At 66.2% G+C, this 24,648-nt stretch carries 26 protein-coding genes; 9 read left to right on the top strand and 17 right to left on the bottom strand.

Annotation, left to right across the window (positions count from 1 at the left end; genetic code table 11):
• Nucleotides 1–28: 28 nt before the first annotated feature.
• Entirely contained in the window at nt 29–1,465 is a 1,437-nt protein-coding gene (gene dacB / locus E4487_RS15105) for a D-alanyl-D-alanine carboxypeptidase/D-alanyl-D-alanine-endopeptidase (RefSeq protein WP_150605798.1), read from the bottom strand.
• 185 nt (nt 1,466–1,650) lie between these two features.
• On the opposite strand from dacB, the gene E4487_RS15100 reads away from it, so the two are divergent.
• Nucleotides 1,651–1,986 carry a YggL family protein gene (locus E4487_RS15100; protein WP_175253757.1) on the top strand — a complete coding sequence of 112 codons (336 nt, stop codon included), beginning with the start codon at nt 1,651–1,653 and terminating at the stop codon, nt 1,984–1,986.
• Between the two features lie 70 nt (nt 1,987–2,056).
• Here E4487_RS15100 and E4487_RS15095 read toward each other — a convergent pair whose 3' ends face one another.
• The 3 genes from E4487_RS15095 to E4487_RS15085 all read right to left on the bottom strand — a co-directional run bounded on the left by E4487_RS15095 (nt 2,057) and on the right by E4487_RS15085 (nt 7,472).
• On the bottom strand, nt 2,057–5,008 hold the full coding sequence (locus E4487_RS15095) for an HD domain-containing phosphohydrolase (RefSeq protein ID WP_175253756.1): 2,952 nt from the start codon (nt 5,006–5,008) through the stop codon (nt 2,057–2,059).
• 71 nt (nt 5,009–5,079) lie between these two features.
• Entirely contained in the window at nt 5,080–6,144 is a 1,065-nt protein-coding gene (locus tag E4487_RS15090; RefSeq protein WP_037053224.1) for an FUSC family protein, read from the bottom strand.
• Nucleotides 6,141–7,472 carry a deoxyguanosinetriphosphate triphosphohydrolase gene (locus E4487_RS15085; protein WP_037053222.1) on the bottom strand — a complete coding sequence of 444 codons (1,332 nt, stop codon included), beginning with the start codon at nt 7,470–7,472 and terminating at the stop codon, nt 6,141–6,143. Before E4487_RS15085 ends, E4487_RS15090 begins: the two co-directional genes overlap by 4 nt.
• A 254-nt stretch (nt 7,473–7,726) precedes the next feature.
• Here E4487_RS15085 and E4487_RS15080 point away from each other — a divergent pair, with 254 nt between their 5' ends.
• On the top strand, nt 7,727–8,509 hold the full coding sequence (locus E4487_RS15080) for an SDR family NAD(P)-dependent oxidoreductase (RefSeq protein ID WP_175253755.1): 783 nt from the start codon (nt 7,727–7,729) through the stop codon (nt 8,507–8,509).
• A gap of 64 nt (nt 8,510–8,573) precedes the next feature.
• Here the strand turns inward: E4487_RS15080 and E4487_RS15075 are convergent, their stop codons facing one another.
• The 4 genes from E4487_RS15075 to E4487_RS15060 all read right to left on the bottom strand — a co-directional run bounded on the left by E4487_RS15075 (nt 8,574) and on the right by E4487_RS15060 (nt 10,821).
• Nucleotides 8,574–9,737 carry an EAL domain-containing protein gene (locus E4487_RS15075; RefSeq protein ID WP_047586710.1) on the bottom strand — a complete coding sequence of 388 codons (1,164 nt, stop codon included), beginning with the start codon at nt 9,735–9,737 and terminating at the stop codon, nt 8,574–8,576.
• A gap of 114 nt (nt 9,738–9,851) precedes the next feature.
• Complete coding sequence (locus E4487_RS15070; RefSeq protein ID WP_047586713.1) at nt 9,852–10,139, bottom strand: hypothetical protein; 288 nt, start codon at nt 10,137–10,139, stop codon at nt 9,852–9,854.
• Nucleotides 10,136–10,507 (bottom strand): phage holin family protein, encoded by a 372-nt coding sequence (locus E4487_RS15065; RefSeq protein ID WP_037053215.1) that lies wholly within the window; start codon nt 10,505–10,507, stop codon nt 10,136–10,138. The genes E4487_RS15070 and E4487_RS15065 overlap by 4 nt, the downstream gene beginning before the upstream one ends.
• Entirely contained in the window at nt 10,504–10,821 is a 318-nt protein-coding gene (locus E4487_RS15060) for a YqjD family protein (protein WP_037053213.1), read from the bottom strand. The genes E4487_RS15065 and E4487_RS15060 overlap by 4 nt, the downstream gene beginning before the upstream one ends.
• A 370-nt stretch (nt 10,822–11,191) precedes the next feature.
• Between E4487_RS15060 and E4487_RS15055 the strand changes: the two genes are divergently transcribed.
• A complete protein-coding gene (locus E4487_RS15055; protein WP_037053212.1) occupies nt 11,192–12,400 on the top strand; it encodes an ammonium transporter in 1,209 nt (402 codons plus the stop codon).
• Nucleotides 12,401–12,477: 77 nt separating this feature from the next.
• On the opposite strand, the gene E4487_RS15050 is transcribed toward E4487_RS15055, so the two are convergent.
• The 3 genes from E4487_RS15050 to purM are packed head-to-tail and all read right to left on the bottom strand — an operon-like array spanning nt 12,478 to nt 14,905.
• A complete protein-coding gene (locus E4487_RS15050) occupies nt 12,478–13,194 on the bottom strand; it encodes a DUF3108 domain-containing protein (RefSeq protein ID WP_150605787.1) in 717 nt (238 codons plus the stop codon).
• A gap of 8 nt (nt 13,195–13,202) precedes the next feature.
• Complete coding sequence (gene purN / locus E4487_RS15045) at nt 13,203–13,847, bottom strand: phosphoribosylglycinamide formyltransferase (RefSeq protein WP_037053209.1); 645 nt, start codon at nt 13,845–13,847, stop codon at nt 13,203–13,205.
• Complete coding sequence (gene purM, locus E4487_RS15040; RefSeq protein ID WP_037053207.1) at nt 13,847–14,905, bottom strand: phosphoribosylformylglycinamidine cyclo-ligase; 1,059 nt, start codon at nt 14,903–14,905, stop codon at nt 13,847–13,849. The genes purN and purM overlap by 1 nt, the downstream gene beginning before the upstream one ends.
• A gap of 387 nt (nt 14,906–15,292) precedes the next feature.
• Here purM and E4487_RS15035 point away from each other — a divergent pair, with 387 nt between their 5' ends.
• From E4487_RS15035 to hda, 3 genes are all read left to right on the top strand, one after another.
• Complete coding sequence (locus tag E4487_RS15035) at nt 15,293–16,333, top strand: DUF2066 domain-containing protein (protein ID WP_037053206.1); 1,041 nt, start codon at nt 15,293–15,295, stop codon at nt 16,331–16,333.
• A gap of 72 nt (nt 16,334–16,405) precedes the next feature.
• Complete coding sequence (locus tag E4487_RS15030) at nt 16,406–17,494, top strand: AI-2E family transporter (protein ID WP_037053204.1); 1,089 nt, start codon at nt 16,406–16,408, stop codon at nt 17,492–17,494.
• Nucleotides 17,491–18,195 carry a DnaA regulatory inactivator Hda gene (gene hda / locus E4487_RS15025; RefSeq protein WP_037053203.1) on the top strand — a complete coding sequence of 235 codons (705 nt, stop codon included), beginning with the start codon at nt 17,491–17,493 and terminating at the stop codon, nt 18,193–18,195. The genes E4487_RS15030 and hda overlap by 4 nt, the downstream gene beginning before the upstream one ends.
• A gap of 28 nt (nt 18,196–18,223) precedes the next feature.
• Here the strand turns inward: hda and E4487_RS15020 are convergent, their stop codons facing one another.
• Genes E4487_RS15020 through arsC form a run of 4 tightly spaced genes read right to left on the bottom strand, consistent with a single transcriptional unit; the run spans nt 18,224 to nt 20,266 of the window.
• The gene (locus E4487_RS15020; RefSeq protein ID WP_150605779.1) at nt 18,224–18,907 is read right to left on the bottom strand and encodes an alpha/beta fold hydrolase; all 684 of its coding nucleotides are present in this window, start codon (nt 18,905–18,907) and stop codon (nt 18,224–18,226) included.
• Nucleotides 18,907–19,317 (bottom strand): DUF2069 domain-containing protein, encoded by a 411-nt coding sequence (locus E4487_RS15015; RefSeq protein WP_037053201.1) that lies wholly within the window; start codon nt 19,315–19,317, stop codon nt 18,907–18,909. The genes E4487_RS15020 and E4487_RS15015 overlap by 1 nt, the downstream gene beginning before the upstream one ends.
• 2 nt (nt 19,318–19,319) lie before the next feature.
• The gene (gene wrbA / locus E4487_RS15010; protein ID WP_175253754.1) at nt 19,320–19,916 is read right to left on the bottom strand and encodes an NAD(P)H:quinone oxidoreductase; all 597 of its coding nucleotides are present in this window, start codon (nt 19,914–19,916) and stop codon (nt 19,320–19,322) included.
• A complete protein-coding gene (gene arsC, locus E4487_RS15005; RefSeq protein WP_037053199.1) occupies nt 19,913–20,266 on the bottom strand; it encodes an arsenate reductase (glutaredoxin) in 354 nt (117 codons plus the stop codon). Before arsC ends, wrbA begins: the two co-directional genes overlap by 4 nt.
• Before the next feature lie 137 nt (nt 20,267–20,403).
• Between arsC and E4487_RS15000 the strand changes: the two genes are divergently transcribed.
• Both E4487_RS15000 and E4487_RS14995 read left to right on the top strand, forming a co-directional pair.
• The gene (locus tag E4487_RS15000) at nt 20,404–21,621 is read left to right on the top strand and encodes a YihY family inner membrane protein (protein ID WP_134675435.1); all 1,218 of its coding nucleotides are present in this window, start codon (nt 20,404–20,406) and stop codon (nt 21,619–21,621) included.
• Between the two features lie 350 nt (nt 21,622–21,971).
• Nucleotides 21,972–22,172, top strand: a complete 201-nt coding sequence (locus E4487_RS14995; RefSeq protein WP_037053195.1) for a hypothetical protein — start codon at nt 21,972–21,974, stop codon at nt 22,170–22,172.
• 48 nt (nt 22,173–22,220) lie between these two features.
• On the opposite strand, the gene E4487_RS14990 is transcribed toward E4487_RS14995, so the two are convergent.
• Nucleotides 22,221–22,613 carry a hypothetical protein gene (locus E4487_RS14990; protein ID WP_037053193.1) on the bottom strand — a complete coding sequence of 131 codons (393 nt, stop codon included), beginning with the start codon at nt 22,611–22,613 and terminating at the stop codon, nt 22,221–22,223.
• A gap of 114 nt (nt 22,614–22,727) precedes the next feature.
• Nucleotides 22,728–24,134: a hypothetical protein gene (locus E4487_RS14985; RefSeq protein ID WP_037053192.1), complete on the bottom strand. Its 1,407-nt coding sequence runs from the start codon at nt 24,132–24,134 to the stop codon at nt 22,728–22,730.
• 30 nt (nt 24,135–24,164) lie between these two features.
• Here E4487_RS14985 and E4487_RS14980 point away from each other — a divergent pair, with 30 nt between their 5' ends.
• Nucleotides 24,165–24,641, top strand: a complete 477-nt coding sequence (locus E4487_RS14980) for a TlpA disulfide reductase family protein (RefSeq protein WP_167494311.1) — start codon at nt 24,165–24,167, stop codon at nt 24,639–24,641.
• Nucleotides 24,642–24,648: the final 7 nt, after the last annotated feature.

The following is a 24,648-nucleotide window of genomic DNA, read 5'->3' as shown; positions in this document are numbered from 1 at the left end:
CCCCCGGACTGCACCGGCCACGGCATCGTCAGCGCTTGGGCTGCGTGTAGGTGTCGAGCAGCACCTGGTCGAGAATCGAGGTCGCGCCCCAGGGCTTCGGGTCGTTGAGGATGGCCACTACCGCCCAGTCCTGGCCGTTGCTGTCGCGGCTGTAGCCGGCGATGGCGCGCACGTTGTTCAGCGTACCGGTCTTGATGTGCGCCTCGCCCACCAGCGGGGTGCGTTGCAGGCGCCTGCGCATGGTGCCGTCCATGGCCACCAGCGGCATGGAGCTGCGGAACTCGGCGGAATACGGGCTGCGCCAGGCCGCCTGGAGGATCAGGGCCATTTCCCTGGCGCTGATGCGTTCCGCGCGCGACAGCCCGGAGCCGTTCTCCAGCACCAGATGCGGCGCGGTGATGCCCTTGCGCGCCAGCCAGTCACGGATCACCCGTTGCGCGGCCATGGCGTCGTCCTTGTCCGCGTCGGTGCGGAACTGCGCGCCGATGCTGAGGAACAGCTGCCGGGCCATGGTGTTGTTGCTGTACTTGTTGATGTCGCGGACGATTTCCACCACGTCCGGTGACAAGGCGCGAGCCAGCAGGCGCGCGTCTTCCGGCAGCGGGGCGAGGCGGTCCTTGCCGAGGATCTTGCCGCCCAGTTCCTTCCAGATGCTGCGCACCGCGCCAGCGGTGTAGCTGGGGTGGTCGAGCAGCGACAGGTAGGTCTGTGCGCTGCAGCCTTCGGCCAGCTGGCCGCTGACGATCAGCGTGGTGCCGTCGTACTGCTGCACCGCGTTGTAGCGGATGTCGGGCCAGGAGGGGCAGGTGGATGCCTTGAGCAGGCGCACCTGGTTGTCGATGCGCACGCTGGCGATGGGCGGGTCCATGGCGATCTGCACCTTGCCGTCTTCGGCGCGGGTGATGAAGCGTTGCGCCTTGAGGTTGACCAGCAGCGAGTCGGGGGCGACCAGGAAGGGCTTGTTGCTGTCGCCGCCATCATCGTTGAAGGCGGGCAGCTGGGGTGCGACGAAGAAACTGCGGTCCAGCACCAGGTCGCCCTGGACCTGACGCACGCCGTTGATGCGCAGGTCGCGCAGCAGCAGCCAGAGTTTCTCCATGTTCAGTTTCGGATCGCCACCGCCCTTGAGGTAGAGATTGCCGTGCAGCACGCCGTCCTTCAGCGGGCCGTCGCCGTAGAACTCGGTTTGCCACTGATGGTTGGGGCCGAGCAGCTCCAGCGCGGCGAAGGTGGTCACCAGCTTCATGGTGGAGGCCGGGTTGACCGAGACGTCGGCGTTGAACTGCAGGCCGCCGCTCTGTCCGCCCAGTGGCACGGTCATGACCGACAGCGAGCCATCGGGAATCTTGTTGGCCTTGAGGGCTTTCTCGACGTTGTCAGGCAGGGTGCCGTTGGCCGCCTGGCAGGCGAGGGCGAGGGGAAGTAGCACGGCGCTCAGCGCCAATTGACGAAACCGCTGGATCATAGTGGAGAACCTTGCGCCTCCGGGCGCTTGCAACGAGGTCTGGGGCAGACAGCACGAACCGCATTAGGGACTGTCTGGCGCAGGAAAAAGTTGCCTCTCATTATGCAGCAAGGGCGCTGTGCTGCGAGCGGTAACTCCGCCGATCTGCTAGAGTGCCGCGCGTTATCACCTTTGAGGATTGTTTCATGGCGACCAACCGTTCCCGCCGTCTGCGCAAGAAGCTCTGTGTCGATGAATTTCAGGAGCTGGGCTTCGAGCTGACCCTGAACTTCAAGGCCGACCTGAACGACCAGACCATCGACGATTTCGTCGATCAGTTCCTCGACCACGCGATTGCCGGCAATGGCCTGGACTACGTGGGCGGGGAAGACTACGGCCTCGTGTGCCTGGCCAAGCGTGGCTCGGTGGCCGAAGAGCAGCGCACTGCCGTCGAAGCCTGGCTGAAAGGGCGTGACGAGCTGCAGGGTTTCGAGATCAGTCCGCTGCTGGACGTCTGGTACCCGGAAAAGCCGATCAACTAGGCCTGATCGACAGGCGGCGCTGGTCTCTCCAGCGCCCTCCCGGCCGACCAGGCTTCGTTCCGAGGCCTGGTCAGGCAAGCCCCGCCTTATCCAGTAGCGCCTGCTCGTCCACCGCGTCGATCTGATCCGCCTGCATGAACCGCTCGGCATAGCGCCGGTAGATCTTCTGGCGCACGAACAGGGCGAACAGCTGCGGGTCGACATGCGCGCCCCGGCACATGCCCGCCATGATATCCAGCGCTTCCGAAAGCGACTTGCCCTTCTTGTAGGGCCGGTCGGCGGCCGTCAGCGCCTCGAAGATGTCGGCAATCGCCATCATCCGTGCCGGCAGGCTCATCTGCTCGCGCGTCAGGCGTTTCGGGTAGCCGCTGCCATCCATCTTCTCGTGGTGTCCCCCGGCGATCTCGCTGACGTTCTGCAGGTGCTTGGGGAAGGGCAGGCGGTCGAGCATCAGGATGGTCTGCACGATGTGGTGATTGATGATGTAGCGCTCCTCGGCCGTCAGCGTGCCGCGGGCGATGCTCAGGTTGTGCAGCTCGCCACGGTTGAACTTGTACGGCGGCACCTCCAGGCGGAACCCCCAGGGGTTGTCGGGGCCGATCGCGTCCTGCTCGTCACGTTCGATCAAGTGCTCGGGGCAGTCGGCCAGCAAGGGTTCGTCGACCGGCAGGCTGTCCGGCGTCGAACGCTGCAGGCGCTTGGCCTCTTCCCAGGACACGCCCAGGCGCTTGTCGAGGGTGCGCGACCAGCGCCGTTCGGCGATCTGCCGCAGGCGTGCCTGGTCCGCATCGGCCATGCTCTCGCCGCCCAGGTTGATGCGTGCGATGAAGGCGAATTCGTCGTCCAGCTCCGCCAGCAGGTGGTCGCGCAGCGCCGCCAGCGCGCGCTCTTCGCCGCCTTCGCTGAGGCCGCGCCAATAACTGATCCAGGCATCGCGCTTGAGCACTTCGAAACGCATGCGCACTTCATGGATGCGGTCGTACAGGGTCTCCAGCTTGGTCGCCTTGTCGACCACGTACTCGGGCGTGGTGACCTTGCCGCAGTCGTGCAGCCAGGCGGCGATATGCAACGCTTCCCAGTCCTCGTCGCTGGGGTTGTAGTCGCGAAACTCGGGCCGCTCGCTGTCGGCTGCCGCACGGGCGAGCATCAGGGTGATCTCCGGTACGCGCTGGCAATGCCCGCCGGTATAGGGGCTCTTGGCATCGATGGCACCGGCGATCAGCTGGATGAAGGCGTCGAGCAGCTGCTTCTGCCTGGCCAGCAGGCGCTGGCTCTCGATGCACAGGGCGGCGCTGCCGGAGACGGCATCGACGAAGGCGACGCGGTCCGGGCTGAGCATGCTCTCGCTGTTCTCGCCGCTGTCGCGCTGCAGCAGCACCAGCACGCCGACGGTGTCGCCCTGGCGGTTGTGCAGGCCGGCCGAGATCAGGTGCAGGCGGGGGCTGTCCATCGCCGACAGCAGCCCCTGGAAGCTGCCGGCCTGATCGAAGCCGATGGAGGTGGCGATGCTGTCGCCGCCCGTGGCGGGCCGCTGCAGCCAGCCGGGCAGGGCGGGGTCGTCATGGGCCACGCCGGCGATGCCCAGCTCGCTCAGGCCGCGGCTCTGGCCGTCGATGACCAGGCCCTGCGGTTCCAGGCGGCCCGTGTCGTTGTCGAGCAGATAGAGCAGACCGCCCTGGGCATCGCTGATGGATACGGTGGCGTCCAGTACGCGCTTGAGCAACGCTTCGAAATGGGTCTCGGCGGAAAGGCTGGCGGCGATGTCGAGGAATCTCGACAGGCGATCCTTCATGCTGCTCATCGAGACCGCCAGTTGGTCGACCTCCAGGATGGGCGAGCGGCCGCTGGCCGGAAAGGCGAAATCGAAGCGATGAATCGCCTGCGCTTCCAGTACCAGGCTGCGCAGGGGCTTGACCACCAGGCGCGAGGTCAGCCAGCCCAGCGGCAGGCAGAGCAGCAGGGTGGTCAGGGTGATCAGCGCACCCTGCCAGCGGATGCGATAGGCGTCCGCCAGCAGTTCGTGCTCGGGCACCAGCAGCGCCAGGTGCAGGCCCTGGGGGCCACCTTCGCGCAGGTGCCGCTGGGACATGACCCAGCGCTGCTTGGCCAGCTCGACGATGCCGTCTTCCTGTTCCGAGAGCTTGCCGGACAACAGCTCGCCGAGGGCCGGGTTGAGATCCCTGACCTTGACCCGCTCGGTCTTGCCATCCACCTCGCGCAACAGGCGGCTGCTGTCGGGGTAGGCGACGGCATCGCCATTGGCATCGGCCAGTACCACTTCGCTGTTGGGGGTGACGCGGTGCTTGGCCAGGGTGGCGGAGAGGTCGTCCAGGGTCAGGTCGGCGCCGAGGACGGTGGTCAGGCCCGTGCGTCTGGCCAGCGTGGTGCCGATCTCCTGGGTGGAGAAGAACAGGTAGGGTGCGGTGGTGATCTGCCCGCCATCGCCCCGTGCGCGGATGAACCACTCGCGCTTGCGTGGATCGTATGACTCCTTGAGGTTCTGGCGGCGGCTCAAGGGGTTGAGCGAGCCGTCGTAGAACAGGTAGTCGCTGGCCGTTCCGGTGGCGCTGCGGTCGATGCTCCAGACCTGGTAGGCGGCCTTGTCCGGCGCGTCGAAGCGCTGCTTGAGCGCGTCGCTGCGCAGCGGGCGGACCATGAAGAAGTCACCGTCCTCGTAACCCAGGTAGAGCGAGGCGAGCTTGGGGTTGTCGCGCAGGGCCTGGGCGAACAGCGGCAGCAGTTTCAGGCGTTCGTCGAGCTCCCTGGCCTGGGTGGCGGGATGCAGGGCGATCAGGCTGAGCACGTGGCGTATGGGGCGATAGGTGCTGTCCAGGTCCCGTTCGACGTCCTGCTGGATGCGTTCGAACAGGGTCGCGCTGCTGGAAAAGATCAGCTGACTGGTCTGTCGGTAGTTGAACAGACCCAGCACGACGCCGGTGAACAGGAGCAGGAGGGTGAACAGAACGCTGATATGGACGTGCAGGGGAAAACGGCGTTCGCGGGGAACGGCGGTATTGAGCATCGCACTTCACTCCTTGCGGGCGCTGCAGGCTCACTCAGCATAGTGAAGGCTTGGCGATTCTGCCGAACGCTCTAGGACGGTTTTTCCGGCGTTGCCGTCGTCGTCACGGTTTTGCTCAGGTGCACGCGCAGGCCATGCACCAGCAGGGCGACGGTCAGGGCCAGGGCGACGCCGATCAGCGCATTGAGCAGGCGCACTTCCGCCAGGTGCCAGTCCCTGGCCAGGCTTTCGGTCAGCAGCACGAAGCACAGGCTGGTCTGCAGCACGAACAGGCCATAGTGGTTGGCCTGCAGGGCGCGGCTGAGGAAGACCAGCAGCAGGAGCGTGCCGACCATCACCGGCGGGCTCTGCAGGCTGTGCCCGAAGGCGATCAGCAGGCCTGCTGCGGCCAGGCTGGCGAGGCTGGCCTGCAGGGCGCGCACCAGGCTGCCCTGGAATTCCAGTTGCAGGGTGGTGATGACGGTCAGGGTCAGCCAGTAACCGCGTGACAGTCCGGCCAGGTTGACCAGCAGGCCCGAGGCCGAGAAGGCGAGCACGCAGGCCAGCGCGTGCAGCCGCCATTGCTGGCGCGGCAAGCGCTGGGCATGGCGCTTGAGTACCTTGAGAACGCTGATGAAACGCGGCATGTAGGGCCACATGCGCAGGCCGTGTACGCCGCGCAAGCCGAAGGCCAGCAGCATGACCCAGAGCCCGCCGAGGATGAACAGCATGGCCACGGCGTAAGGGTTGTGCAGATGGCCGGTGCCGAACTGCCCCTGGCCCAGGCACAGGCAGATGCACAGGCCGATGCCCAGCTTGCCGGCTTCGCTGCCGAAGCGTTGCAGCCAGGCCAGCAGCAGGCCGAAGGCGGCGAAAATGCCCAGGCTGATCAACGGATGCGTGGCCGCCCAGAAGCCCAGCCCGGCACTGCAGGCACCCAGCAGGGTGAGCAGCAGCATGCGCAGCATGCCGAAGCGATGCAGGGGGTTGGCCTGTGCTGCCTGGAAGGCGCCCGCAGAGGCCCACAGGAAGCCGGTATGGGCGGTGAACAGACCCAGCAGCAGGGGCAGTGCGCAGCCCAGCCCGGCGACCACGGCCGGGCCCCATGCCGGCGGGCCGGCATGCCAGGTGAAGCTGCTGCGGATCAGGTTCTTCATGAGGTCGCGGAACGCCCGGTCATTTCTCTCGCCATTTCCGTAGCGTAGCTGTCGGTCATGCCGGCGATGAAATCGATGACCCGCATGAACGAGCGGTACAGCGGCCAGCCGGGTTCCGGGGCGTAGTAGCTGAGCAGATCGAGGATGCGCCGGTGCTTGAACGACAGCGGGCGGCCGCTGTGCTGCTCCAGCGCCGCGCCGCAGAACGCGTTGAGGAGAATCTCCAGGGTGGTGTACGCGCCGATCTCGTGCAGGGTCTTGCGCTTGTCGTGGAAGATCTTCTCCCGGGCCAGGGACTTGGCGCTCTGCACGCAGTGCTTGGCCGCGCCGTGCATGTGCTCGACCAGATCGCCCTGCAGGCGCCCGGCAAGCAGATCGTGCTGCTGTTCGACGAAGGCGTTGGCGGCGGCATTGGTCAGGTGCTCGATGGCCTTGCCGCGCAGGATCGCCAGTTTGCGTCGCCGCGAGTCCCGTGGGCCGAGCTGGCGATAGGTTTCCGGCAGGTCATCGCCCACCAGGGCGAGCAGCAGCGCCTCGACTTCGGCATAGTCGAGCAGCTCCATCTCCACGCCATCTTCCAGGTCGATCAGGCCGTAGCAGATGTCATCCGCCGCCTCCATCAGGTACACCAGCGGGTGGCGCGCCCAGCGCTGCGCCTCCAGCTGGGGCAGCTCGAGCTTGGCGGCGATCTGTTCGAGCAGCGGCAGCTCGCTCTGGTAGCAGCCGAACTTGTGCTTCTTGTAGCCCAGCGCTTCAGCGTGGCGGGCCGTCCAGGGGTATTTGAGGTAGCTGCCCAGGGTGGCGTAGGTCAGCCGTGTGCCGCCGTCGAACTGGTGGTACTCCAGCTGGGTGAGGACGCGGAAACCCTGGGCATTGCCTTCGAAATTGAGGAAGTCGCCGCGCTCGGCGTCGCTCATCGCATCCAGCCAGCCGCGTGCCGCCGCCTGCTGGAACCAGTGGCGGATGGCATCTTCTCCGGAATGGCCGAATGGCGGGTTGCCGATGTCATGGGCCAGGCAGGCCGACTGCACGACCATGCCCAGATCGCTTGGCGTGCACCAGCTGGGCAGCGTCTCGCGCAGCATCTCGCCCACGCGCATGGCCAGCGACCGCCCGACGCAACTGACCTCCAGCGAGTGGGTCAGGCGGGTATGGATATGGTCGTTGCTCGAGACCGGGTGCACCTGCGTCTTGCGCCCCAGGCGGCGAAAGGCACCGGAGAAGATGATGCGGTCGTGGTCTTTGTGGAAGGGGCTGCGCCCGAGCTCGTCAGAGCTGGGGGCGGGTTTGCCGAGACGTTCGCGGGTGAGCAGGGTATGCCAATCCAAGGCCGATCCTCGCCTGTTGATCCGGGCTCCTAGCTTGGGTGTTCGAGCGGGCGCCTGCAAGTGCAGGGTGCCGATGGGGGCGATGTTTCCGCTCTGCGTCGGGTGCCGCTGAGTCGCTGCCTCTAGTCCATATCGACGATGCACGGCAGGACGCTCTGCGTATGCTGACTGCGCATTGCCGGCCCGATATTCGTCAGGCGCCTGCTGCCAATCGCCTTGGCACCTTGCAGTGTACCGCCAACAGGAGTTCCTCGATGTCATCGACTCACGCACTTGCCGCCCTCACCAGCCCGGTCATCGTGACGGGGGCTGCCTCGGGCATTGGCCTGGCGTGCGCCGAGTTGCTGGCTGAGGCCGGCCGGCCCGTGGCGCTGTGGGACCTGCAGGTCGACAAGGCGATCGTTGAAGCGGTGCGCATCAGCGAGGCCACCGGAGTGGCGACGACCAGTCTGGGCGTCGATGTGGCGGACCTCGGCCAGGTGAGTCGGGCGATCAACCAGAGCCGCGCAGCGCTGGGCACCATTGGTGGCCTGGTGCACGCTGCCGGCGTTCCCGGTACCTGCCCGCTGGAACAGCTGAGCCCGGCTGCCTGGGCGCAGGTGATGGATATCAACCTGCGTTGCTGGCCGTTCATGATTCAGGCCTTGCTGGAGGACTTCAAGGTCAGCAAGGGGGCCGCCTGCGTGGGGATCGCCTCGATCAACGCCACCCTCGGCAATGCCTTCAACCCCACCTACAGTGCCTCCAAGGCCGGCATGCTCGGCTTGAACCGCGCCCTGGCCGATGAGCTGGCGCGCTTTGGCATTCGCATCAACGCCGTCTCGCCAGGCCAGATCATGACCCAGATGATCGCCGATGCCATCGCGGCAGCGCCGACGGGGCTCAAGGAGCGTTTCGAGAGCCGCATTCTCCTGGGGCGCCTCGGTCAGCCCCGTGAAGTGGCGACTGCCGTGCGCTTTCTGCTGTCGTCCGAGGCCAGTTACATCACCGGCGCCGAGCTGGTGGTCGACGGTGGCAATATCTCCTCGCAGCGCTGACTGCAGGGCTCGTCGCCCCGTGCGGGCCCGAGCGATCGGCCATGCAGAGACAGGGACGGGCCGCTCAGAGCCCGGCGGCGTCGATGTCCACCAGCAGCAGGCGCCGGCCGTTGTCGATGAACTGGCCGGCCGTCAGGCAGTACTGGTTGCTGGTGGCGTCGCGGTAGGTGGTGGAAAGCGTCAGGCGGCGCTCCTCCCAGCCCTCGGCGAGCAGCTGGTAGAAGTACGGGCGCCACGACCAGTTGTGGCCCAGATAGCGGTCGTCGGCGTGCCAGGACTGCTGGCGCCACTCCAGGTTCGGCGTGAGCTGGGTGCCGTGACGGTCGCACTGGTAGATGCGCAGCAGCCACGGGTAGTTGTCGGGGGCCTTCAGGCTGGAGGCCGGGGCGCCGCTTTCCGCCCACAGCTTCAGCTCGCCCATCAGTTCGGCCAACTGCTGGCGCAGGTTGACCAGGCGCGCCCGCTCGGCCAGTTTCTGTTGCACGTAGCTGTCGCGCAGACGGGCGAAGCGGCCGACGAAGGCGTCGCTGGCGAACAGCTCCACTTCCGGCTTGGCGAACAGGAAACCCTGCACGTAGCGGGCGCCGCACTCCAGCGCGAAGTTCAGTTCCGCCTCGGTTTCCACGCCCTCGGCGATGATCCAGCAGCCGGTCTTCTCCGCCATCTGCGCGAGGGCCTTGACCACCTCGCCACTGGGGCCGCCCCGCGCGGCCTCCTGGAACAGGCGCATGTCCAGCTTGAGAATGTCCGGCTGCAGCGCCAGGACACGGTCGAGCTGCGAGTAGCCGGCGCCGAAGTCGTCGATGGCGATGCGTGCGCCGGCCTCGCGGTAGCGCGACACCACGTCGGGCAGGCGCTGGCTGGCGCCGCCCAGCTCGGTGATCTCGAAGACGATGCGTGTCGGGTCGATGGCGCTGCGCTGCAGCTGGATCAGGCTCGGTAGCGGTTGCGCCGGGCGCAGGCGGCTGATCCAGCGAGGGGAGATGTTGAGGCTGAGGAACCAGTCCGCCGGCGCCTGATGGAAGCGGCGCAACGCATCCTCGCGAACCTGGCGGTCGAGTCGGCGCAGCGCCGCCGGTGGCGTTTTCGGATCGGCGAACAGTGGCCCGGCCGAGTGCATCCGGCCATCGGCGTCACGCAGGCGAGCCAGCGCCTCGACACCTGCGATACGGCCCGTGGCGGTGTCGATGAAGGGTTGGAAGACGGCGAAAGGCAGTCCGTCGATCACCTGGGTGTCCTTAGCGTCAGCGGTTGAGCCACCGAGTGGTGGAGGATCACTCGAGCAAGCAAGATCGCGGCCAGCTCAGGACTAGACCAGCCATGCTGGCCGTTTGCCTGCCTTTCAGCGACGCCGCAGGAGTGGCGCGACGATCAGCGCCAGGCGCGCCCAGCGACGCCAGCCCCGTTTGCCGCCCAGCAGGCCGGCCAGCGCCAGCACGCCGCCGGTGAGCAACAATGGTGCATTGCCGGTGCGCAGGCGTTTGCCGTACTCGCGCACCTGCTGCAGCGGTTCGCTGATCTGCAGCACTTCATGGCGCACCTCCTGGCGGTGCATTTCCAGGCGCATGCGCAGCACGGCCTTGCGCAACTGGCGGCGCGAAGCGCCCGGGGGCAGGGTAGGCAGGGTCATGGCAGCAGTTGCTCGCGGTCTCGTTGCAGTTCCTCCAGGCTGGCGCTGAAGGGCGGTTCTGCGTTGCGCAGGCTGAGCAGCAGCCAGGTGGTGCAGCCGAGCAGGCCCAGGCCATAGAACAGGCACAGGCCGATGGCGACTTCCAGGCGGTGGCTGTCCCAGTAGAGGATCAGCAGCAGCGCGGACAGGCCGATCAGCAGCAGCAGGGCGAAGCCCAGGCACAGTCCGCCCAGGAGCAGCGAGCGCAGGGCCTGGTTGCGCTGGTCTTCGAGTTCGTGGGCGAACAGCGCCACGTGCCCCTGCAGCAGGCCCAGCAGCGCTGCGCCGAGGCGACGTGGCGATGGCCCGGTGGGCGTGGGCGCGCTCAACGGCGGCTGATCAGCAGGCCGATGACCAGGCCGATGGCGGCCGACAGACCCAGTGCCTGCCACGGGTGCTTGTGCACGTAGTCCTCGGTGGCATCGACCGCGATCTTGCCTTGCTCGCGCACGCCGGCCTCGGCCTTGTGCAGCGTGTCGCGGGCGCGGCCCAGACTGCTGCGGATGTCGTCACGCAGCGCCTCGGCTTGCTCGCCGGCCAGGCTGGCGGAGTGTTGCAGGAGCTTTTCGGTGTCGCTGACCAAAGCCTGGAATTCATCCAGCAGGGCGTCCTTGGTGCTAGGCGTAGCGGCTTTGCGTGGCATAGAGCAGTCCTCTGCGTAGGGTGTGTAAGGGTTACGAGTGTTCTGCGGCGCGAGGGTTCCAAAAGGATAGTCGGGAAGTGACTGGCTTGGCGTTTGGTATAGCGCTTGCAACTTGTCGGTGCGCGAGGGTGGCCGAATGCTCCCTGATGGGGCTGTTTCGGCCTGGCTCAGGATGGCCGGATTCGCACATAACTATTTGATTAACAAGAATTAAGCATCGATTGACGAGTTTCTGGTGGTGCCATTTTGGGGCCGCCTGCCAGCACTCTTCGAGGGCGCGCACAATCGCCTGGCTGCATTGTGGTGCGTGATTTCGAGGTCGTGCCTTCGTTTGGTGCCTTTTCTTCTGCCTCTGGAGTTTTCTCGCCCGATGGAAAACATCAACAGTGCCGTGGCCACGCTGATCCACGGCTCCAATACCCTGTTCATCCTGCTGGGTGCGATCATGGTTCTGGCCATGCATGCCGGCTTCGCCTTTCTCGAAGTGGGGACGGTGCGGCAGAAGAACCAGGTCAACGCGCTCTCCAAGATTCTCTCGGACTTCGCCATCTCGGCCCTGGCCTATTTCTTCATCGGCTACTGGATCGCCTACGGCATCACCTTCCTCGAGCCAGCCGCAGTGTTGACCGAGAACCACGGCTATGGGCTGGTGAAGTTCTTCTTCCTGCTGACCTTCGCCGCTGCCATTCCGGCGATCATCTCCGGCGGTATCGCCGAACGGGCCAAGTTCGGTCCGCAGCTGTGCGCCACGGCGCTGATCGTCGCCTTCGTCTATCCCTTCTTCGAGGGCATGATCTGGAACGGCAACTACGGCCTGCAGGCCTGGCTGGAGGGGCGCTTCGGTGCGGGCTTCCATGACTTCGCCGGGTCGGTGGTGGTCCACGCGGTAGGTGGCTGGCTGGCGTTCGGCGCGGTGACGCTGCTGGGGCGCCGCAATGGTCGCTACCGCGATGGCAAGCTGGTCGCCATGGCACCGTCGAACATCCCGTTCCTGGCGCTGGGCTCGTGGATCCTGATCATCGGCTGGTTCGGCTTCAACGTGATGAGTGCGCAGACCCTTGAGGGCGTCAGCGGGCTGGTCGCCGTCAACTCGCTGATGGCCATGGTCGGCGGTACCGTCGCAGCGTTGCTGGTCGGGCGCAACGACCCGGGCTTCCTGCACAACGGCCCCCTGGCCGGCCTGGTGGCCGTCTGTGCCGGTTCGGACCTGATGCATCCGGTGGGGGCACTGGTCACGGGGGCCATCGCCGGCGCGCTGTTCGTCTGGGCATTCACCGCGACCCAGGTGAAGTGGAAGATCGACGACGTGCTCGGCGTATGGCCGCTGCATGGCCTGTGCGGGGTGTGGGGCGGCATCGCCTGTGGCATCTTCGGCCTCGAGGCCCTGGGCGGCCTGGGCGGGGTGAGCCTGGCCAGCCAGGTGATCGGTACTGCGCTGGGCGTTGCGGTGGCTCTGGCCGGCGGTTTCCTGGTGTATGGCGTGCTCAAGGCATCCCTGGGTATCCGTCTCAGTCAGGAGGAGGAGTACAACGGCGCCGACCTCTCGATTCACAAGATCGGTGCGGTCAGCCAGGACTGAGCACGGCGCCGCGAGGCGGGGCCGGATCCAGGCAATAAAAAACCGGGCAGTTGCCCGGTTTTTTATTGCCTGTGAGATCAGTCGCGGCGACCTGCGACCTGCTTGCCGTCGACCGTGCCTTCCTTGAGCATGATCTGGTATTCCTTGCCGTCGGTTTCCACCTGGTGCAGGCGCACCAGCAGGTGCCCCCAGTCCTTGGCGAACCACAGCACGGTCTTGCGGCTGCTCTGCGTGGGGTCACGGACGCGCTCGACCTTGATCGCATCGATCAGGCCGGCCTTGGTGCGCACCACTTCCTCGCCGAGCACGCGGAAGTCGTAGGTCTCGATCTCGTCGCCATCGACCACCTGGTAGCTGACGCTCTTCTTGCCGGCGGCGACGTCCTGTTGCAGCGCGATCTGGTAGGTCGACTTGTCCAGCAGGCCACGATTGAGCGGGAAGGTCACGGCGTCGCCACGGTCATTGCCGATGACTTGCTTCTGCTCCCAGTCGAAGTCCTGCTCGACCTTCTTGCCCTTGCCCAGACCGCTGCGATTCAGGCGGTAGGTCAACGGCATGAGGGTCTGGTTGTCGACCCGGAAGGTGCTCTCCTCGGTCAGGCCGGCGACCAGCATCGAGGCTTCGAAGTTGAGGGTCCAGCGGCCGTCGGCATCCTGCTTGAGGCTGCGTTCGGCGCTGCCGCTGACGGGCAGCTGTTTCCAGTCCGCGGTGTAGCTGGCGGAGAAGGGCAGCAGGTCTTCGGCAAGAGCGGGCAGGCTGAGCAGGGTCAGGGCGAACAGCAGGGCACGACGCATAGAGTCTCCTAGGTTCGGATCAGGTGGCCGCCAGCGGGCAGCGGCTTGCCGTCCAGCATTGCGCCTTGCGCACCAAGACGCAAGCGACCTTCGGCAAACCAGCGAACCGCCAGCGGGTAGATCGCATGTTCCTGCTGGTGCACGCGACGGGCCAGGCTCTCGGCCGTGTCGTCCGGCGCGACCGGCAGCACTGCTTGTACGACCAGAGGGCCACCATCGAGTTCCTCGGTGACGAAGTGCACGCTGCAGCCGTGCTCGGCGTCTCCGGCTTCCAGGGCGCGCTGGTGGGTGTGCAGGCCCTTGTGCCTGGGCAGCAGCGAAGGGTGGATGTTGAGCAGGCGACCGCTGTAGTGGGCGACGAAACCAGGGGTGAGGATGCGCATGAAGCCGGCCAGCACCACCAGCTCGGGCTGGTGGGCGTCGATGGCCTGGATCAGTGCGGCATCGAAGGCTTCGCGGCCATCGAACTGCTTGTGGTCGAGCAGTTCGGTGGCGATGCCAGCCTGCCTTGCGCGTTCCAGGCCATAGGCATCGGCGCGGTTGCAGACCACCGCAGCGATGCGAGCCGGGTTGCCGTCGTGGGCGATGCTGTCGATCAACGCCTGCAGATTGCTGCCTGAACCGGAGATCAGGACGACGACATTGCAGGGCATCAGTGGCCTTTCAGGTTGTTCAGCTGAACCTGCGCCGCGCCTTCGGCCGCCGCGTTGATCTGGCCGATGACCCACGGCTCCTCACCGCTGGCACGCAGGCTGGCCAGGGCGGTTTCGACCTGATCCTGGGCCACGCAGATGACCATGCCGACGCCGCAGTTGAGTACGCGGTGCATTTCGTGCTCGTCGACGTTGCCTTGTTCCTGCAGCCAGTCGAACACCGCCGGGCGCTTCCAGCTGGCCACGTCGATCACGGCCTGGGCGCCTTGCGGCAGCACGCGCGGGATGTTGTCCAGCAGGCCGCCGCCGGTGATGTGGGCCATGGCCTTGACCGCGCCGGTGTCCTTGATCAGCTTGAGCAGCGGCTTGACGTAGATGCGCGTCGGCGCCATCAGCAGGTCGGTCAGCGGCTTGCCGTCCAGTTGTACCTGCTCGATGTCGGCGCCGGAGACTTCGATGATCTTGCGGATCAGCGAGTAGCCGTTGGAATGCGGGCCGGAAGATGGCAGCGCGATCAGCGCGTCACCGGTGACCACCCGGGAACCGTCGATGATCTCGCTCTTTTCCACCACGCCGACGCAGAAGCCGGCCAGGTCGTAGTCCTCGCCTTCGTACATGCCCGGCATCTCGGCGGTTTCACCACCGACCAGGGAGCAGCCAGCCAGCTCGCAGCCGGCGCCGATGCCGGTGACCACGGTGGCGGCCACGTCGACGTTGAGCTTGCCGGTGGCGTAGTAATCGAGGAAGAACAGCGGCTCGGCGCCACAGACCACCAGGTCGTTGACGCACATGGCGACCAGGTCCTGACCGATGCTGTCGTGCTTGTTCAGGTTCAGCGCCAGGCGCAGCTTGGTGCCGACACCATCGGTACCGGAGACCAGAACGGGCTGCTTGTAGCCGGCCGGGATCTCGCACAGGGCGCCGAAGCCACCCAGGCCACCCATGACTTCCGGACGGGCGGTGCGCTTGGCCACGCCTTTGATGCGTTCGACCAGGGCTTCACCGGCATCGATGTCGACACCTGCGTCCTTGTAGCTGATGGAGGGTTGCTTGCTCATAGATCCGGGCCTTTGGATGGGGAGTTCGTGTAGGCGCCGACTGGGCGCGGGCTCATGCACAGAGCCCGGCGCGCATAGCGGCTGGCGAAGGCGCGCGATTTTATCAGGCTTGCCCGGTAGCGGCCACTCGCACGCATGCGCTTTGTCGCCGGGCCTGCCTGCGGTTGCCGGGGCACCAGCGGCTGTTTAAGGTATAGGCCTTTGCGCACGCCGGCAGACCGTTGAATGACTGCCTGCGTTGCCATTGCTGCGTCGAAGCCGGCCCGCAATGCTCGTTCACCCTGCGTGAAATCGAGCGTTGCGGGCCGGCTTTTGCCTGGCACTGGCCGACGCTCGGGCTGTTCAGCTGCCTGCGCCGCGTGCCGCCATCCCTAGCGAGAGTTCGCCATGCGTCTGTCTGTCCGCCTGATGTTCATCTGTCTCACCTGCCTGGGCCTGCCGGCCATGGCCGCGCCAGTCGCCGAGCTGTACCAGGTCCGCGAGGCGGTTGCCGACCAGCAACCGGAAAACCGCGATGTCGCCATGCAGCAGGCGCTGCAGACCCTGGTCCAGCGTCTGACCGGTGACACCAAGGCGCTGCAGAGCGCTGGCCTGGAGGGATTGCGCAAGGACCCGCAGCAGATCGTCAGCCGTTACGGCTACGAAGGCGATGCGCTGGTGGTCGAGTTCGACCCGGCCAGCACCGACCGCGAGTTGCGCAAGGCTGGCCTGGCGCTCTGGGGCAGCAATCGCCCGGCGATCCTGACCTGGTGGCTCAGCGAATCCGTCGGTGGCAGCCAGTTGATCGGCGAGAGCCAGGGGGCGGCAGCGACGCTGCGCGCGGCGGCCCAGCACCGTGGCTTGCCGTTGCGTCTGCCGCTGGCCGATCTCAGCGAGCAACTGGTGGCAACCGGCGAAGCCCTGGCGGCCAATGACCCGCAGGCCTTGCGCGAGGCCTCCGAGCGCTATGCCGCCGACGCCATGCTGGCTGTGCAGGCCACCGAGGCAGGTGGCGCCTGGCAGGCGACCTGGCGTTTGTGGCTGGGCGATGAGCGCGAGCAGGGCAAGGCGGAGGCGGCCGACCAGGCGGCGTTGGCCGATGCCGTGATGCTGGCGGTCAATCAGCGTCTGGCGCCACGTTTTCTGGTCAAGCCAGGCGCGGCGCAAAGCCTGACGGTGGTGATCGAGGGGGCCGACCTGGGCCGCTTCGCCGCGCTGGAGCGCCTGCTCGAGCCGTTCGCCGCGCGCCTGGTGGATGTCGACGGGCAGACGCTGACCTACCAGGTCAGCGCCACCGCCGAACAACTGCGTGCACAGCTGGCCCTGGGACACCTGCAGGAAGTGACCGAGCCAGTGGATGCTGGCGAGCCGGTCGCCGGGCCGGACGGGACCGGCAGCGAAGCGCCGCAGGTGAAACCGCGCACCGATCAGCTGCGATTCCGTTGGTAGACTACAGGGCGGGCTGAGTGTGCAGCCCTGTCACGCGGCGCCTGGGCGCCGTTTCGCATCGAGGACGCGAGCATGACCGATTCCACTCGTTGGCTATGGATGGCCGGGCTGTTTCTGCTCGGCTGGCTGCTGTACCTGCTGCACCCGATTCTTTCTCCTTTCCTGATCGGCATCCTGCTGGCCTACCTCGGCGATCCGCTGGTCGATCGCCTGGAGCGTCAGCGCCTGTCGCGCACCGGCGGTGTGGTCGTGGTGTTCGCCCTGTTCGCGCTGGTGCTGCTGATCCTGCTGCTGGTCCTGGTACCCATGCTCGGCCGCCAGCTGGTGCGCCTGTATCAGTTGGCGCCGGAGATGCTCGACTGGCTGCAGGGCACGGCGCTGCCCTGGACGCAGTCGCACCTGGGGCTGCAGGATGTGCTGCAGCTCGATCAGCTCAAGCAGGTGTTCACCGAGAACATTGGCAAGACCACCGACGTGCTCAAACTGGTGCTGGCCCAGGCGACGTCCTCGAGCCTGGCGTTCCTCGCCTGGCTGGGCAACCTGCTGCTGATTCCGGTGGTGAGCTTCTACCTGATGCGTGACTGGGACCTGCTGGTCGAGCGCATGCGTCGCCTGTTGCCGCGCCAGCGTGAAGGGCTGGTGGTGAAACTGACCAGCGAATGCCATGAGGTACTGGGCGCCTTCCTGCGTGGGCAGCTGCTGGTGATGCTGGCGCTGAGCGTCATCTATGCCTCGGGGCTGATGCTGGTCGGCCTGGAGCTGGGGCTGTTGATCGGCCTGCTGGCCGGCCTGGCGAGCATCGTGCCGTACATGGGCTTCATCGTCGGGATCGGTGCGGCGCTGACCGCCGCGCTGTTCCAGTTCGGCCTCGACCCCTACCCGCTGCTGGGCATCGGCGTGGTGTTCATGATCGGTCAGATGCTCGAAGGGATGGTGCTGACGCCAATGCTGGTGGGGGATCGCATCGGCCTGCACCCGGTGGCGGTGATCTTCGCCATCCTTGCAGGCGGCCAGCTATTTGGCTTCACCGGGGTGCTGCTGGCGCTGCCGGTGGCTGCGGTGATCATGGTTTTGCTGCGTCATGCTCATGATTTATATAAACTTTCCGGTCTTTACGGAGAGTCCAACAGCGGTTCCGATGAACCGCCGAGCCCTGCATGAAACCAATCCAGCTTCCCCTGGGGGTGCGTCTGCGTGACGACGCGACCTTCGCCAACTACTACCCCGGTGCCAATGCGGCGGCGCTGGGCTATGTCGAGCGTCTGTGCGAGGCCGATGCCGGCTGGACGGAGAGCCTGATCTACCTCTGGGGTGGTGAAGGCGTAGGGCGCAGTCACCTGCTCCAGGCGGCCTGCCTGCGTTTCGAGCAGCGCGGTGAGGCGGTGGTCTATCTGCCGCTTGGCGAGGTGGTGCAGCACGGCCCGGAACTGCTCGACAACCTCGAACTGTGCGAGCTGGTCTGCCTCGATGACCTCGATGCGGTGGCCGGGCGCAGCGATTGGGAGGAGGGCCTGTTCCACCTGTTCAATCGCCTGCGCGACAGCGGCCGGCGCCTGTTGCTGGCCGGCACCATGTCGCCGCGCGAGCTGCCGATCCAGCTGCCGGACCTGAAGTCGCGGCTGACCCTGGCGCTGGTCTTCCAGCTGCACGAGCTGTCCGACGAGGACAAGCTGCGCGCCCTGCAGCTGCGTGCCTCGCGACGCGGCCTGCAGATGAGCGATGACGTCGGTCGCTTCATTCTGACCCGTGGTGAGCGCAGCATGAGTGCGTTGTTCGAGCTGCTGGAACGCCTGGATCAGGCTTCGCTGCAGGCCCAGCGCAAGCTGACCATTCCCTTCCTCAAGGAAACGCTGGGCTGGTAGGGGCTGGCGTGGGTATCTGCGACAGTCGCTAGCCTTGCTGCTGCGCGATGTCCGCCATGAAGGTGCGAATCGCCTGTGCGCAGGCGTGTGGGCGTGCCTGCAGAATGAAATGCGGCCCGTCCAGGCGGACCTGGCGCAGATCATCGCAATGCGCGGCCAGGCTGCCGGCTGCCCTGGCCGCAACCAGCCGATCCTGTTGTGGCCATAGCTGCAGGGCGGGCACGGCGAGACGTCCTTGCGCTGCCCGCAGTCCGGCCAGGCTGCCGAGGCGGGCACGTAGCAGCGCTTGATCCAGACCGCGAATTTCCTCCTGTACCCGTCTCAGTACTGCATCCTCGACGTCGCGACCCAGGCACAGCGCGCGCAGTATCGGCGCATGCGTGAGCAGTGCCGGTGGCATGGGCATGTGCCTGAGCAGCGCGAGGAATGGGGACGGGCGGCTCAGGAAGGTGGCGGCGAAGATCACGGCGCGCAGGCCTTCGGGTTTTCGCAGCGCCAGGCGAAACGCCAGTGGGCCCGAGAAGGATTCACCCAGCAGTACGAAGGGGGCATGCCCCAGCTCAGCGAGCAACCTGTCGGTCAGGCTGGCGTAATCCTGCGGCCCTTGGGCCGGGAGTGCGAGCGGCTGGCAGTCGACATCCCGTAGCGCGTCGAGCAGAGGGGCGAAGAGGTTGCTGCTGCCGTTGAGTCCTGGCAGCAGCACCAGACGCATCAGGCGTCTCCTGCCAGCTTGCGGTCGTACTGGAAGCGCCAGCGGGTGTAGAGCAGGGCGCAGCAGAACAGGTTGAAGCTGATCAGCGCCTCCAGCACACCGAACAGGGCGCGTGCCGGGTCGATGGCGGCGAGCACGCCCTGGATGAAGTAGAGGTTGACCACGAAGCAGGCCCAGGCGTGGGCGCGGGCGTTGCCCAGGACGATGCCGGGGGCGAGCAGCGCCAGCGGCAGCAGCTGGATGGCCAGGACCACGCCGATGCGTGCGCCGTGCAGGTCGGCGAAGGCCAGGTTCCAGACCAGCAGCAGGAGCAGCAGGGCGACGAAGCTGAACAGGCTGAGCGCGCGGCTGAGCTTCATGCGTGGTTGCAGCCACTCGAGGCTGGGCAGGGGTTTCTTCTCACGGGCCACGATCAGCGCTCCAGTTTGCTGGCGGTCTGGGCCAGGCGTTGGCCAAGTGCGCGGCACAGGGCGGTTTCATGTTCGTCCAGTGCCCGTTTGCCATCGCCGCCGGCATGGTGGCTGGGGCCGTAGGGGGTGCCGCCGCCGCGTGTGTCGAGCAGCGCCGACTCGCTGTAGGGCAGGCCGCAGAGCAGCATGCCGTGATGCAGCAGGGGCAGCATCATCGACAGCAGCGTGGTTTCCTGGCCGCCATGCAGGCTGGCGGTGGAGGTGAACACGCCGGCAGGTTTGCCGACCAGCTCGCCGGTCAGCCACAGGTTGCTGGTACCGTCGAGAAAATACTTCAGCGGCGCGGCCATGTTGCCGAAGCGGGTCGGGCTGCCCAGGGCCAGGCCCGAGCAGTGCTTGAGGTCATCCAGGGTCGCGTATATCGCGCCGTCCGCGGGCACGTCGGGGGCGACCGCCTCGCATTCGCTGGAAACCGCCGGCACCGTGCGCAGGCGCGCTTCCAGGCCGGCCATCTCCACGCCACGGGCGATCTGTCTGGCCATCTCCGCGGTGGCGCCATGGCGGCTGTAGTAGAGCACCAGGATATAGGGCGAACTCATGCCAGCAGCTCCAGCACCTTCTCCGGCGGGCGACCGACCACGGCCTTGTCGCCGGCGACCAGGATCGGACGTTCGATCAGCTTCGGGTGGCTGACCATGGCGTCGATCAGCTGCGCCTCGTCGAGGCTGGCGTCGGCCAGGCCCAGGGCCTTGTACTCGTCTTCGCCGGTGCGCAGCAGGGCACGGGCGCCGATGCCGAGCTTGCCGAGGATGCTCGCGAGCTGTTCGGCAGTAGGCGGCGTTTCCAGGTAGCGCACGACGGTGGGCTGCAGGCCTCGGGCCTCGAGCAGTTCCAGGGCACCGCGCGATTTGGAGCAGCGCGGGTTGTGATAGAGGGTCAGGTCGGTCATGGTGGCTCGCATCCGGCGTGAAGTGGCGGGTATTCTAACCGCCTGGTGCGCGGATGCACGAACACCACCGGGTGACTCGGGTGCGACCTTTTCTCGCGGCGCACGGTCTGTTCAGGTTTGAAGGCTAAGGAGAGGTCATGCAGCGTCATCTCAGGGACTGGCTGGGGTTCTGGCTGAGTCTGTACCAGCGTTTCATGGAGAACCGCGGGGCGGGTAACGCGGCGGCGCTGACCTACACCACGCTGTTCGCCGTGGTGCCGATGATGACCGTGACCTTCGCCATGCTGTCGGCGATTCCAGCGTTTCAGGGCGTCGGCGAAGAGATTCAGGCGTTCATCTTCCGTAATTTCGTGCCCTCGACCGGCGAAACGGTGCAGGAATACCTGCGCGAGTTCACCACCCAGGCGCGCCAGCTGACCTGGTTCGGCGTCGGGCTGCTGGCGGTGACGGCCTTTCTCATGCTGGTGACCATCGAGAAGACCTTCAACGTGATCTGGCGCGTGCGTCAGCCGCGTCGCGGGATGTCCAGCTTCCTGCTCTACTGGGCGATCCTCAGCCTGGGCCCCTTGCTGCTTGGCGCGGGGTTCGCGGTGAGCACCTATATCGCCTCGCTGGCGCTGATTTCCGGGCCGGATGCCGTGCTGGGAGCCAAGACCCTGCTGGCCTTCGCGCCACTGTTGTCCAGTATCGCAGCCTTCACCCTGCTCTACGCAGCGGTGCCCAACACGCGGGTTCCCTTGCCCCATGCACTGCTCGGCGGGCTGTTCGCCGCGATTCTGTTCGAGGTCGCCAAGGCACTGTTCGGCCTCTATGTCCGCCTGTTCCCCGGTTACCACCTGATCTACGGGGCGTTCGCCACCGTGCCGCTGTTTCTGGTGTGGATCTACCTGTCCTGGCTGATCGTGCTGTTGGGTGCCGAGCTGGTGTACGGCCTGTCGCAGCCTCGCCACTGGCGGCGAGAACCGATCGCCAAGGCGCTGATCCTGCTGGTGATCCTGCGCTTGCTGTTGAAGCGTCAGCAGAAGGGGGAAGCGCTGCACCACGGCGACCTGCAGCGCGCCGGCTGGCGTCTGCCGGAGGACCAGTGGGCCGAGGTGCTGAGCTTTCTCGAGCGCGAGCGCCTGGCATGCAAGGTCGGTAATGCGGGCTGGGTGCTGTGCCGGGACCTGCACAACTTCACCCTGCATCAGTTGCTGGAACTCAGCCCGTGGCCATTGCCGAACGTCTCGCAACTGCCCGCGCAGCTCGACGAGCCCTGGTACCCGAGCCTGTGCAAGGGCCTCGAGCACCTGCAGAACGAGCGCGAAGAACAGTTCGGTATCAGCCTGGCGCTCTGGTTGCCGGGCAAGGAGTGAGCGCACGCCGTCGCTGAGGGTGGCGTGAAGTATCACCGGCATTTCCGGGAGAAATGCTTGACGTCGCGCAGCGACGGCCCGGAGGGTCACCGCCGGGGATGGCAGGTGACAAAGGATTTCCGGGAGAAATGCTTGACGTCGCGTAGCGACGGCCCGGAGGGTCACTGCCAGGGATGGCAGGTGACAAAAAACGTCAGTTTGCGGCGTCACTACTCCGTGCTTTCATCAATGCAGCAGGCGTGACGCCGAGTAACGGCGTGATACACAGGGCTGGCATGTTTCTGGCAACGGCAGTTTCAGTTGCTATCGAACTGCCAGCAGGGCAGGGATCGCTGAGGACGCATGCAGGAATGACTGGCAGAAACAAAGTAATCCATCTCCATCGACGCGACCCGCAGGACGCGCTGGAGCGGCTCAACCGCATCACCGGGCTGCGTTTCGCGCGCTGGCCCGAATCGCTGCTCGAACAGGTGGCCCCCGAGAATCTGCCGCAGGCTGCGGAGCCGGCCGTCGAGCAGCCTTCCTCCAACCCGGAGGCTTCCTCCGGCTGAAACGAAAACCCCGCGCAATGCGCGGGGTTCTGGTCTTGCCGCTTCGCCTCAGGCGAGTGCCTGGCGACTTTCGCTGCTGGCCTGCTCGACGGCTTGCACGAAGAACTCCTCGACCACCAAGCTCTGCGCCGGCACGGCGGAGCGCAGGCGCACCTGCATGTCTTCGACTTTCTGCCGCACCGGCATGCGTGCGATGCCGGACAGCAGGATCTTGCCCTGGGCATTGACCTTGCCGTGGTCGACATTCACTTCGCGGCGCTTGTCACCGTCGCGGTAGCTGACCAGCAGCGATACCGGCAGGTTGGCCAGGCCCGGCAGTTGCAGCCAGGTCGCGACGTTGTATTCGGCCACACGACCCTCGTAGGGCGTGACCACCAGGCGAGCGACGTCGACGATGCGTGAGGGTACGGAGCCGATCAGCTTGTCTTGCGCTTGGGACATGATGCTATTCCAGGCAGGTTGAGACTTCAGTGCCAGGAATTATAAGCAGCCCTCGCGTGACGAAACTGTGCGCTCGACAGACAGGATGCGTGATTGGGATCGCACTTTTGTGTATCAAGCCAGACGCAAAGGATGGCGCGTGACCGACGAGGTTCCCAGGTTGCTTTCGGGCAGCGGCAGGATGGCCTGGTTGTGCACGCTGGCGAGTTGCAGCCAGAGGTGTTCTCCGGTGGCGAACTGGCCGTTGGGCAGCCACAGGCCGTGATGCCATCCGTTGCCAGGGGCCGGGGTGCTCTGCAGCACGCCGGGGTGGGTTTGCGCGTTGGGTGCCCGCCGCAGCCACACCGGACGCGGCAGGCCCTTGAGGTAGCGCAGGCCCAGGTGCAGGCCTTCGGCGTTGAGGTGGCGCCAGCGCACCAGGGCCAGCGTGGGCGTGCCATAGGTGAGCAGCAGCACCAGTTGCCCGACCTGCAGTTGCCCCCCTTCGTTGGCATTGCACAGCAGCCTGGCGCCGCCGGGGCTGGCGTCGAGTATCTGCGCCTCGGTGCGTTGCGGCAGCTTGTCGAGCAGTTGCGCGTGAATGGCCGGCAGCCCGACCACCAGGCTGCACTGGCCGTCGAGCTCGGCACGTTCATGGCGACGTTGCTGGCGCGTCAGCCAATGCTGGCGCACGCGCTCGAGCAGCTGACGTTCCTGGCCGCTCTGCAGCGGGGCCGGCTCGTGCAGGGCGATCAGCAGGGCACCCAGTTCGAAGCGGCGAAGATTCTCCGGCTCGCCCTCGGCCTGCTGTTCGAATGCCAGGCAGGGCTGCGACTCGCTGAGATCGACCAGCGGGCCCTCGGCTTCATCTTCCTCGTCCCAGGGCAGCAGCCTGGCCAGTGCCGCGAGCGGGGCGAGCGCACTGAACAGCGTCAGGCACTCACCTTCGTCCAGGTGGAAGGGGTTGCTCTGCGCCAGCAGCAGCATCTGCTGGTAGAGGCCGCGCAGGGTGCTGGCCGGCTTGGGCTCGAAGGCCGCCGCGACGGGTTCGTCCAGGCACTGCTGGTGCTCGCCGATCCAGTACAGCAGGTGGCTGTCGCGCCATAGGGCCGCAGGCGGCTCCTGATACAGCTGGTAGTGGCGCAGCAGTTGTTGTGCGAGAAAGTGCTGGGCCATGTACAGGCACCAGGCCAGGTGCGGCAGGGACGGCTGGCGGCCTTGCAGGATCTGCAGCAGCAGGCGCTTGAAACCGGTCGCCAGCTCGCCGCACAGGCGTACGAACAGCGCGCTGGGCGGTGGCTGGCGGTTCGCCAGGCCGGCGTAGTGGCGATACTCGTCACTGAAGCTTTGCAGCGCACGTTGCCTTTCCAGTAAGGTCAGGCCGCTGCGATTGAGCGTGAACAGCAGGCCCAGCACTTGCTGCAGGCCGTGTTCCGCCTCGAGCAGGCGCGCGGCGGCGAGTCGTTCGACGATCTCCGCTGGCGATACACTGCTGTCCTCGCGGATGTCCGGTACTTCCAGACGCAGGGCATCCAGCGTCATATCAACCCCGAGAGGACGAGGATCGAGTACATGGGCTTACGGCTCCGGATTGTCGGCAAGGCTGTTCTGGGTATTTGCGCCGGTCTAGTGTTGGCCGGTTGCAGCGAAGACTTCGGACCTGATCAGCATGGACGAAAGGTAACGGCTGACAGCCTGGATGGCCAGTGGCTGGTCATTAATTATTGGGCCGAGTGGTGCGCGCCTTGCCGCACGGAAATTCCCCAGCTCAATGCATTGGCGAAGGCGCTGGAAACGCAGTCGGCGCAAGTCATCGGCGTCAACTTCGATGGCTTGCAGGGCGATGCGCTGAAGCGTGCTGCGGATGGCTTCGACATTCGTTTCACCGTGCTTGCCGAGGACCCGGCAGCGCGTTTCGAACTGCCGCACAACGATGTGCTGCCGGCGACCTACATCGTCGATCCCGAGGGCAGGTTGCGTGAGCGCTTGGTCGGCGAGCAGACCTCGGCGGGGCTGCAGGCGCATCTGCAACGCCTGCGCGAGGAGTGACGCGCCG

Source organism: Pseudomonas sp. BMW13, assembly GCF_013357275.1.
Classification (GTDB): Bacteria; Pseudomonadota; Gammaproteobacteria; order Pseudomonadales; family Pseudomonadaceae; genus Aquipseudomonas; species Aquipseudomonas khazarica.
This window is presented reverse-complemented; position numbering and strand designations above follow the sequence as displayed.

What these genes read in the sequence shown, in the direction of transcription:
- dacB (WP_150605798.1), bottom strand. Translation starts at nt 1,465, where the DNA reads ATGATCCAGCGGTTTCGTCAATTGGCGCTGAGCGCCGTGCTACTTCCC.
- E4487_RS15100 (WP_175253757.1), top strand. Translation starts at nt 1,651, where the DNA reads ATGGCGACCAACCGTTCCCGCCGTCTGCGCAAGAAGCTCTGTGTCGAT.
- E4487_RS15095 (WP_175253756.1), bottom strand. Translation starts at nt 5,008, where the DNA reads ATGCTCAATACCGCCGTTCCCCGCGAACGCCGTTTTCCCCTGCACGTC.
- E4487_RS15090 (WP_037053224.1), bottom strand. Translation starts at nt 6,144, where the DNA reads ATGAAGAACCTGATCCGCAGCAGCTTCACCTGGCATGCCGGCCCGCCG.
- E4487_RS15080 (WP_175253755.1), top strand. Translation starts at nt 7,727, where the DNA reads ATGTCATCGACTCACGCACTTGCCGCCCTCACCAGCCCGGTCATCGTG.
- E4487_RS15070 (WP_047586713.1), bottom strand. Translation starts at nt 10,139, where the DNA reads ATGACCCTGCCTACCCTGCCCCCGGGCGCTTCGCGCCGCCAGTTGCGC.
- E4487_RS15060 (WP_037053213.1), bottom strand. Translation starts at nt 10,821, where the DNA reads ATGCCACGCAAAGCCGCTACGCCTAGCACCAAGGACGCCCTGCTGGAT.
- E4487_RS15055 (WP_037053212.1), top strand. Translation starts at nt 11,192, where the DNA reads ATGGAAAACATCAACAGTGCCGTGGCCACGCTGATCCACGGCTCCAAT.
- E4487_RS15050 (WP_150605787.1), bottom strand. Translation starts at nt 13,194, where the DNA reads ATGCGTCGTGCCCTGCTGTTCGCCCTGACCCTGCTCAGCCTGCCCGCT.
- purN (WP_037053209.1), bottom strand. Translation starts at nt 13,847, where the DNA reads ATGCCCTGCAATGTCGTCGTCCTGATCTCCGGTTCAGGCAGCAATCTG.
- purM (WP_037053207.1), bottom strand. Translation starts at nt 14,905, where the DNA reads ATGAGCAAGCAACCCTCCATCAGCTACAAGGACGCAGGTGTCGACATC.
- E4487_RS15035 (WP_037053206.1), top strand. Translation starts at nt 15,293, where the DNA reads ATGCGTCTGTCTGTCCGCCTGATGTTCATCTGTCTCACCTGCCTGGGC.
- E4487_RS15030 (WP_037053204.1), top strand. Translation starts at nt 16,406, where the DNA reads ATGACCGATTCCACTCGTTGGCTATGGATGGCCGGGCTGTTTCTGCTC.
- hda (WP_037053203.1), top strand. Translation starts at nt 17,491, where the DNA reads ATGAAACCAATCCAGCTTCCCCTGGGGGTGCGTCTGCGTGACGACGCG.
- E4487_RS15020 (WP_150605779.1), bottom strand. Translation starts at nt 18,907, where the DNA reads ATGCGTCTGGTGCTGCTGCCAGGACTCAACGGCAGCAGCAACCTCTTC.
- wrbA (WP_175253754.1), bottom strand. Translation starts at nt 19,916, where the DNA reads ATGAGTTCGCCCTATATCCTGGTGCTCTACTACAGCCGCCATGGCGCC.
- arsC (WP_037053199.1), bottom strand. Translation starts at nt 20,266, where the DNA reads ATGACCGACCTGACCCTCTATCACAACCCGCGCTGCTCCAAATCGCGC.
- E4487_RS15000 (WP_134675435.1), top strand. Translation starts at nt 20,404, where the DNA reads ATGCAGCGTCATCTCAGGGACTGGCTGGGGTTCTGGCTGAGTCTGTAC.
- E4487_RS14995 (WP_037053195.1), top strand. Translation starts at nt 21,972, where the DNA reads ATGACTGGCAGAAACAAAGTAATCCATCTCCATCGACGCGACCCGCAG.
- E4487_RS14990 (WP_037053193.1), bottom strand. Translation starts at nt 22,613, where the DNA reads ATGTCCCAAGCGCAAGACAAGCTGATCGGCTCCGTACCCTCACGCATC.
- E4487_RS14985 (WP_037053192.1), bottom strand. Translation starts at nt 24,134, where the DNA reads ATGACGCTGGATGCCCTGCGTCTGGAAGTACCGGACATCCGCGAGGAC.
- E4487_RS14980 (WP_167494311.1), top strand. Translation starts at nt 24,165, where the DNA reads ATGGGCTTACGGCTCCGGATTGTCGGCAAGGCTGTTCTGGGTATTTGC.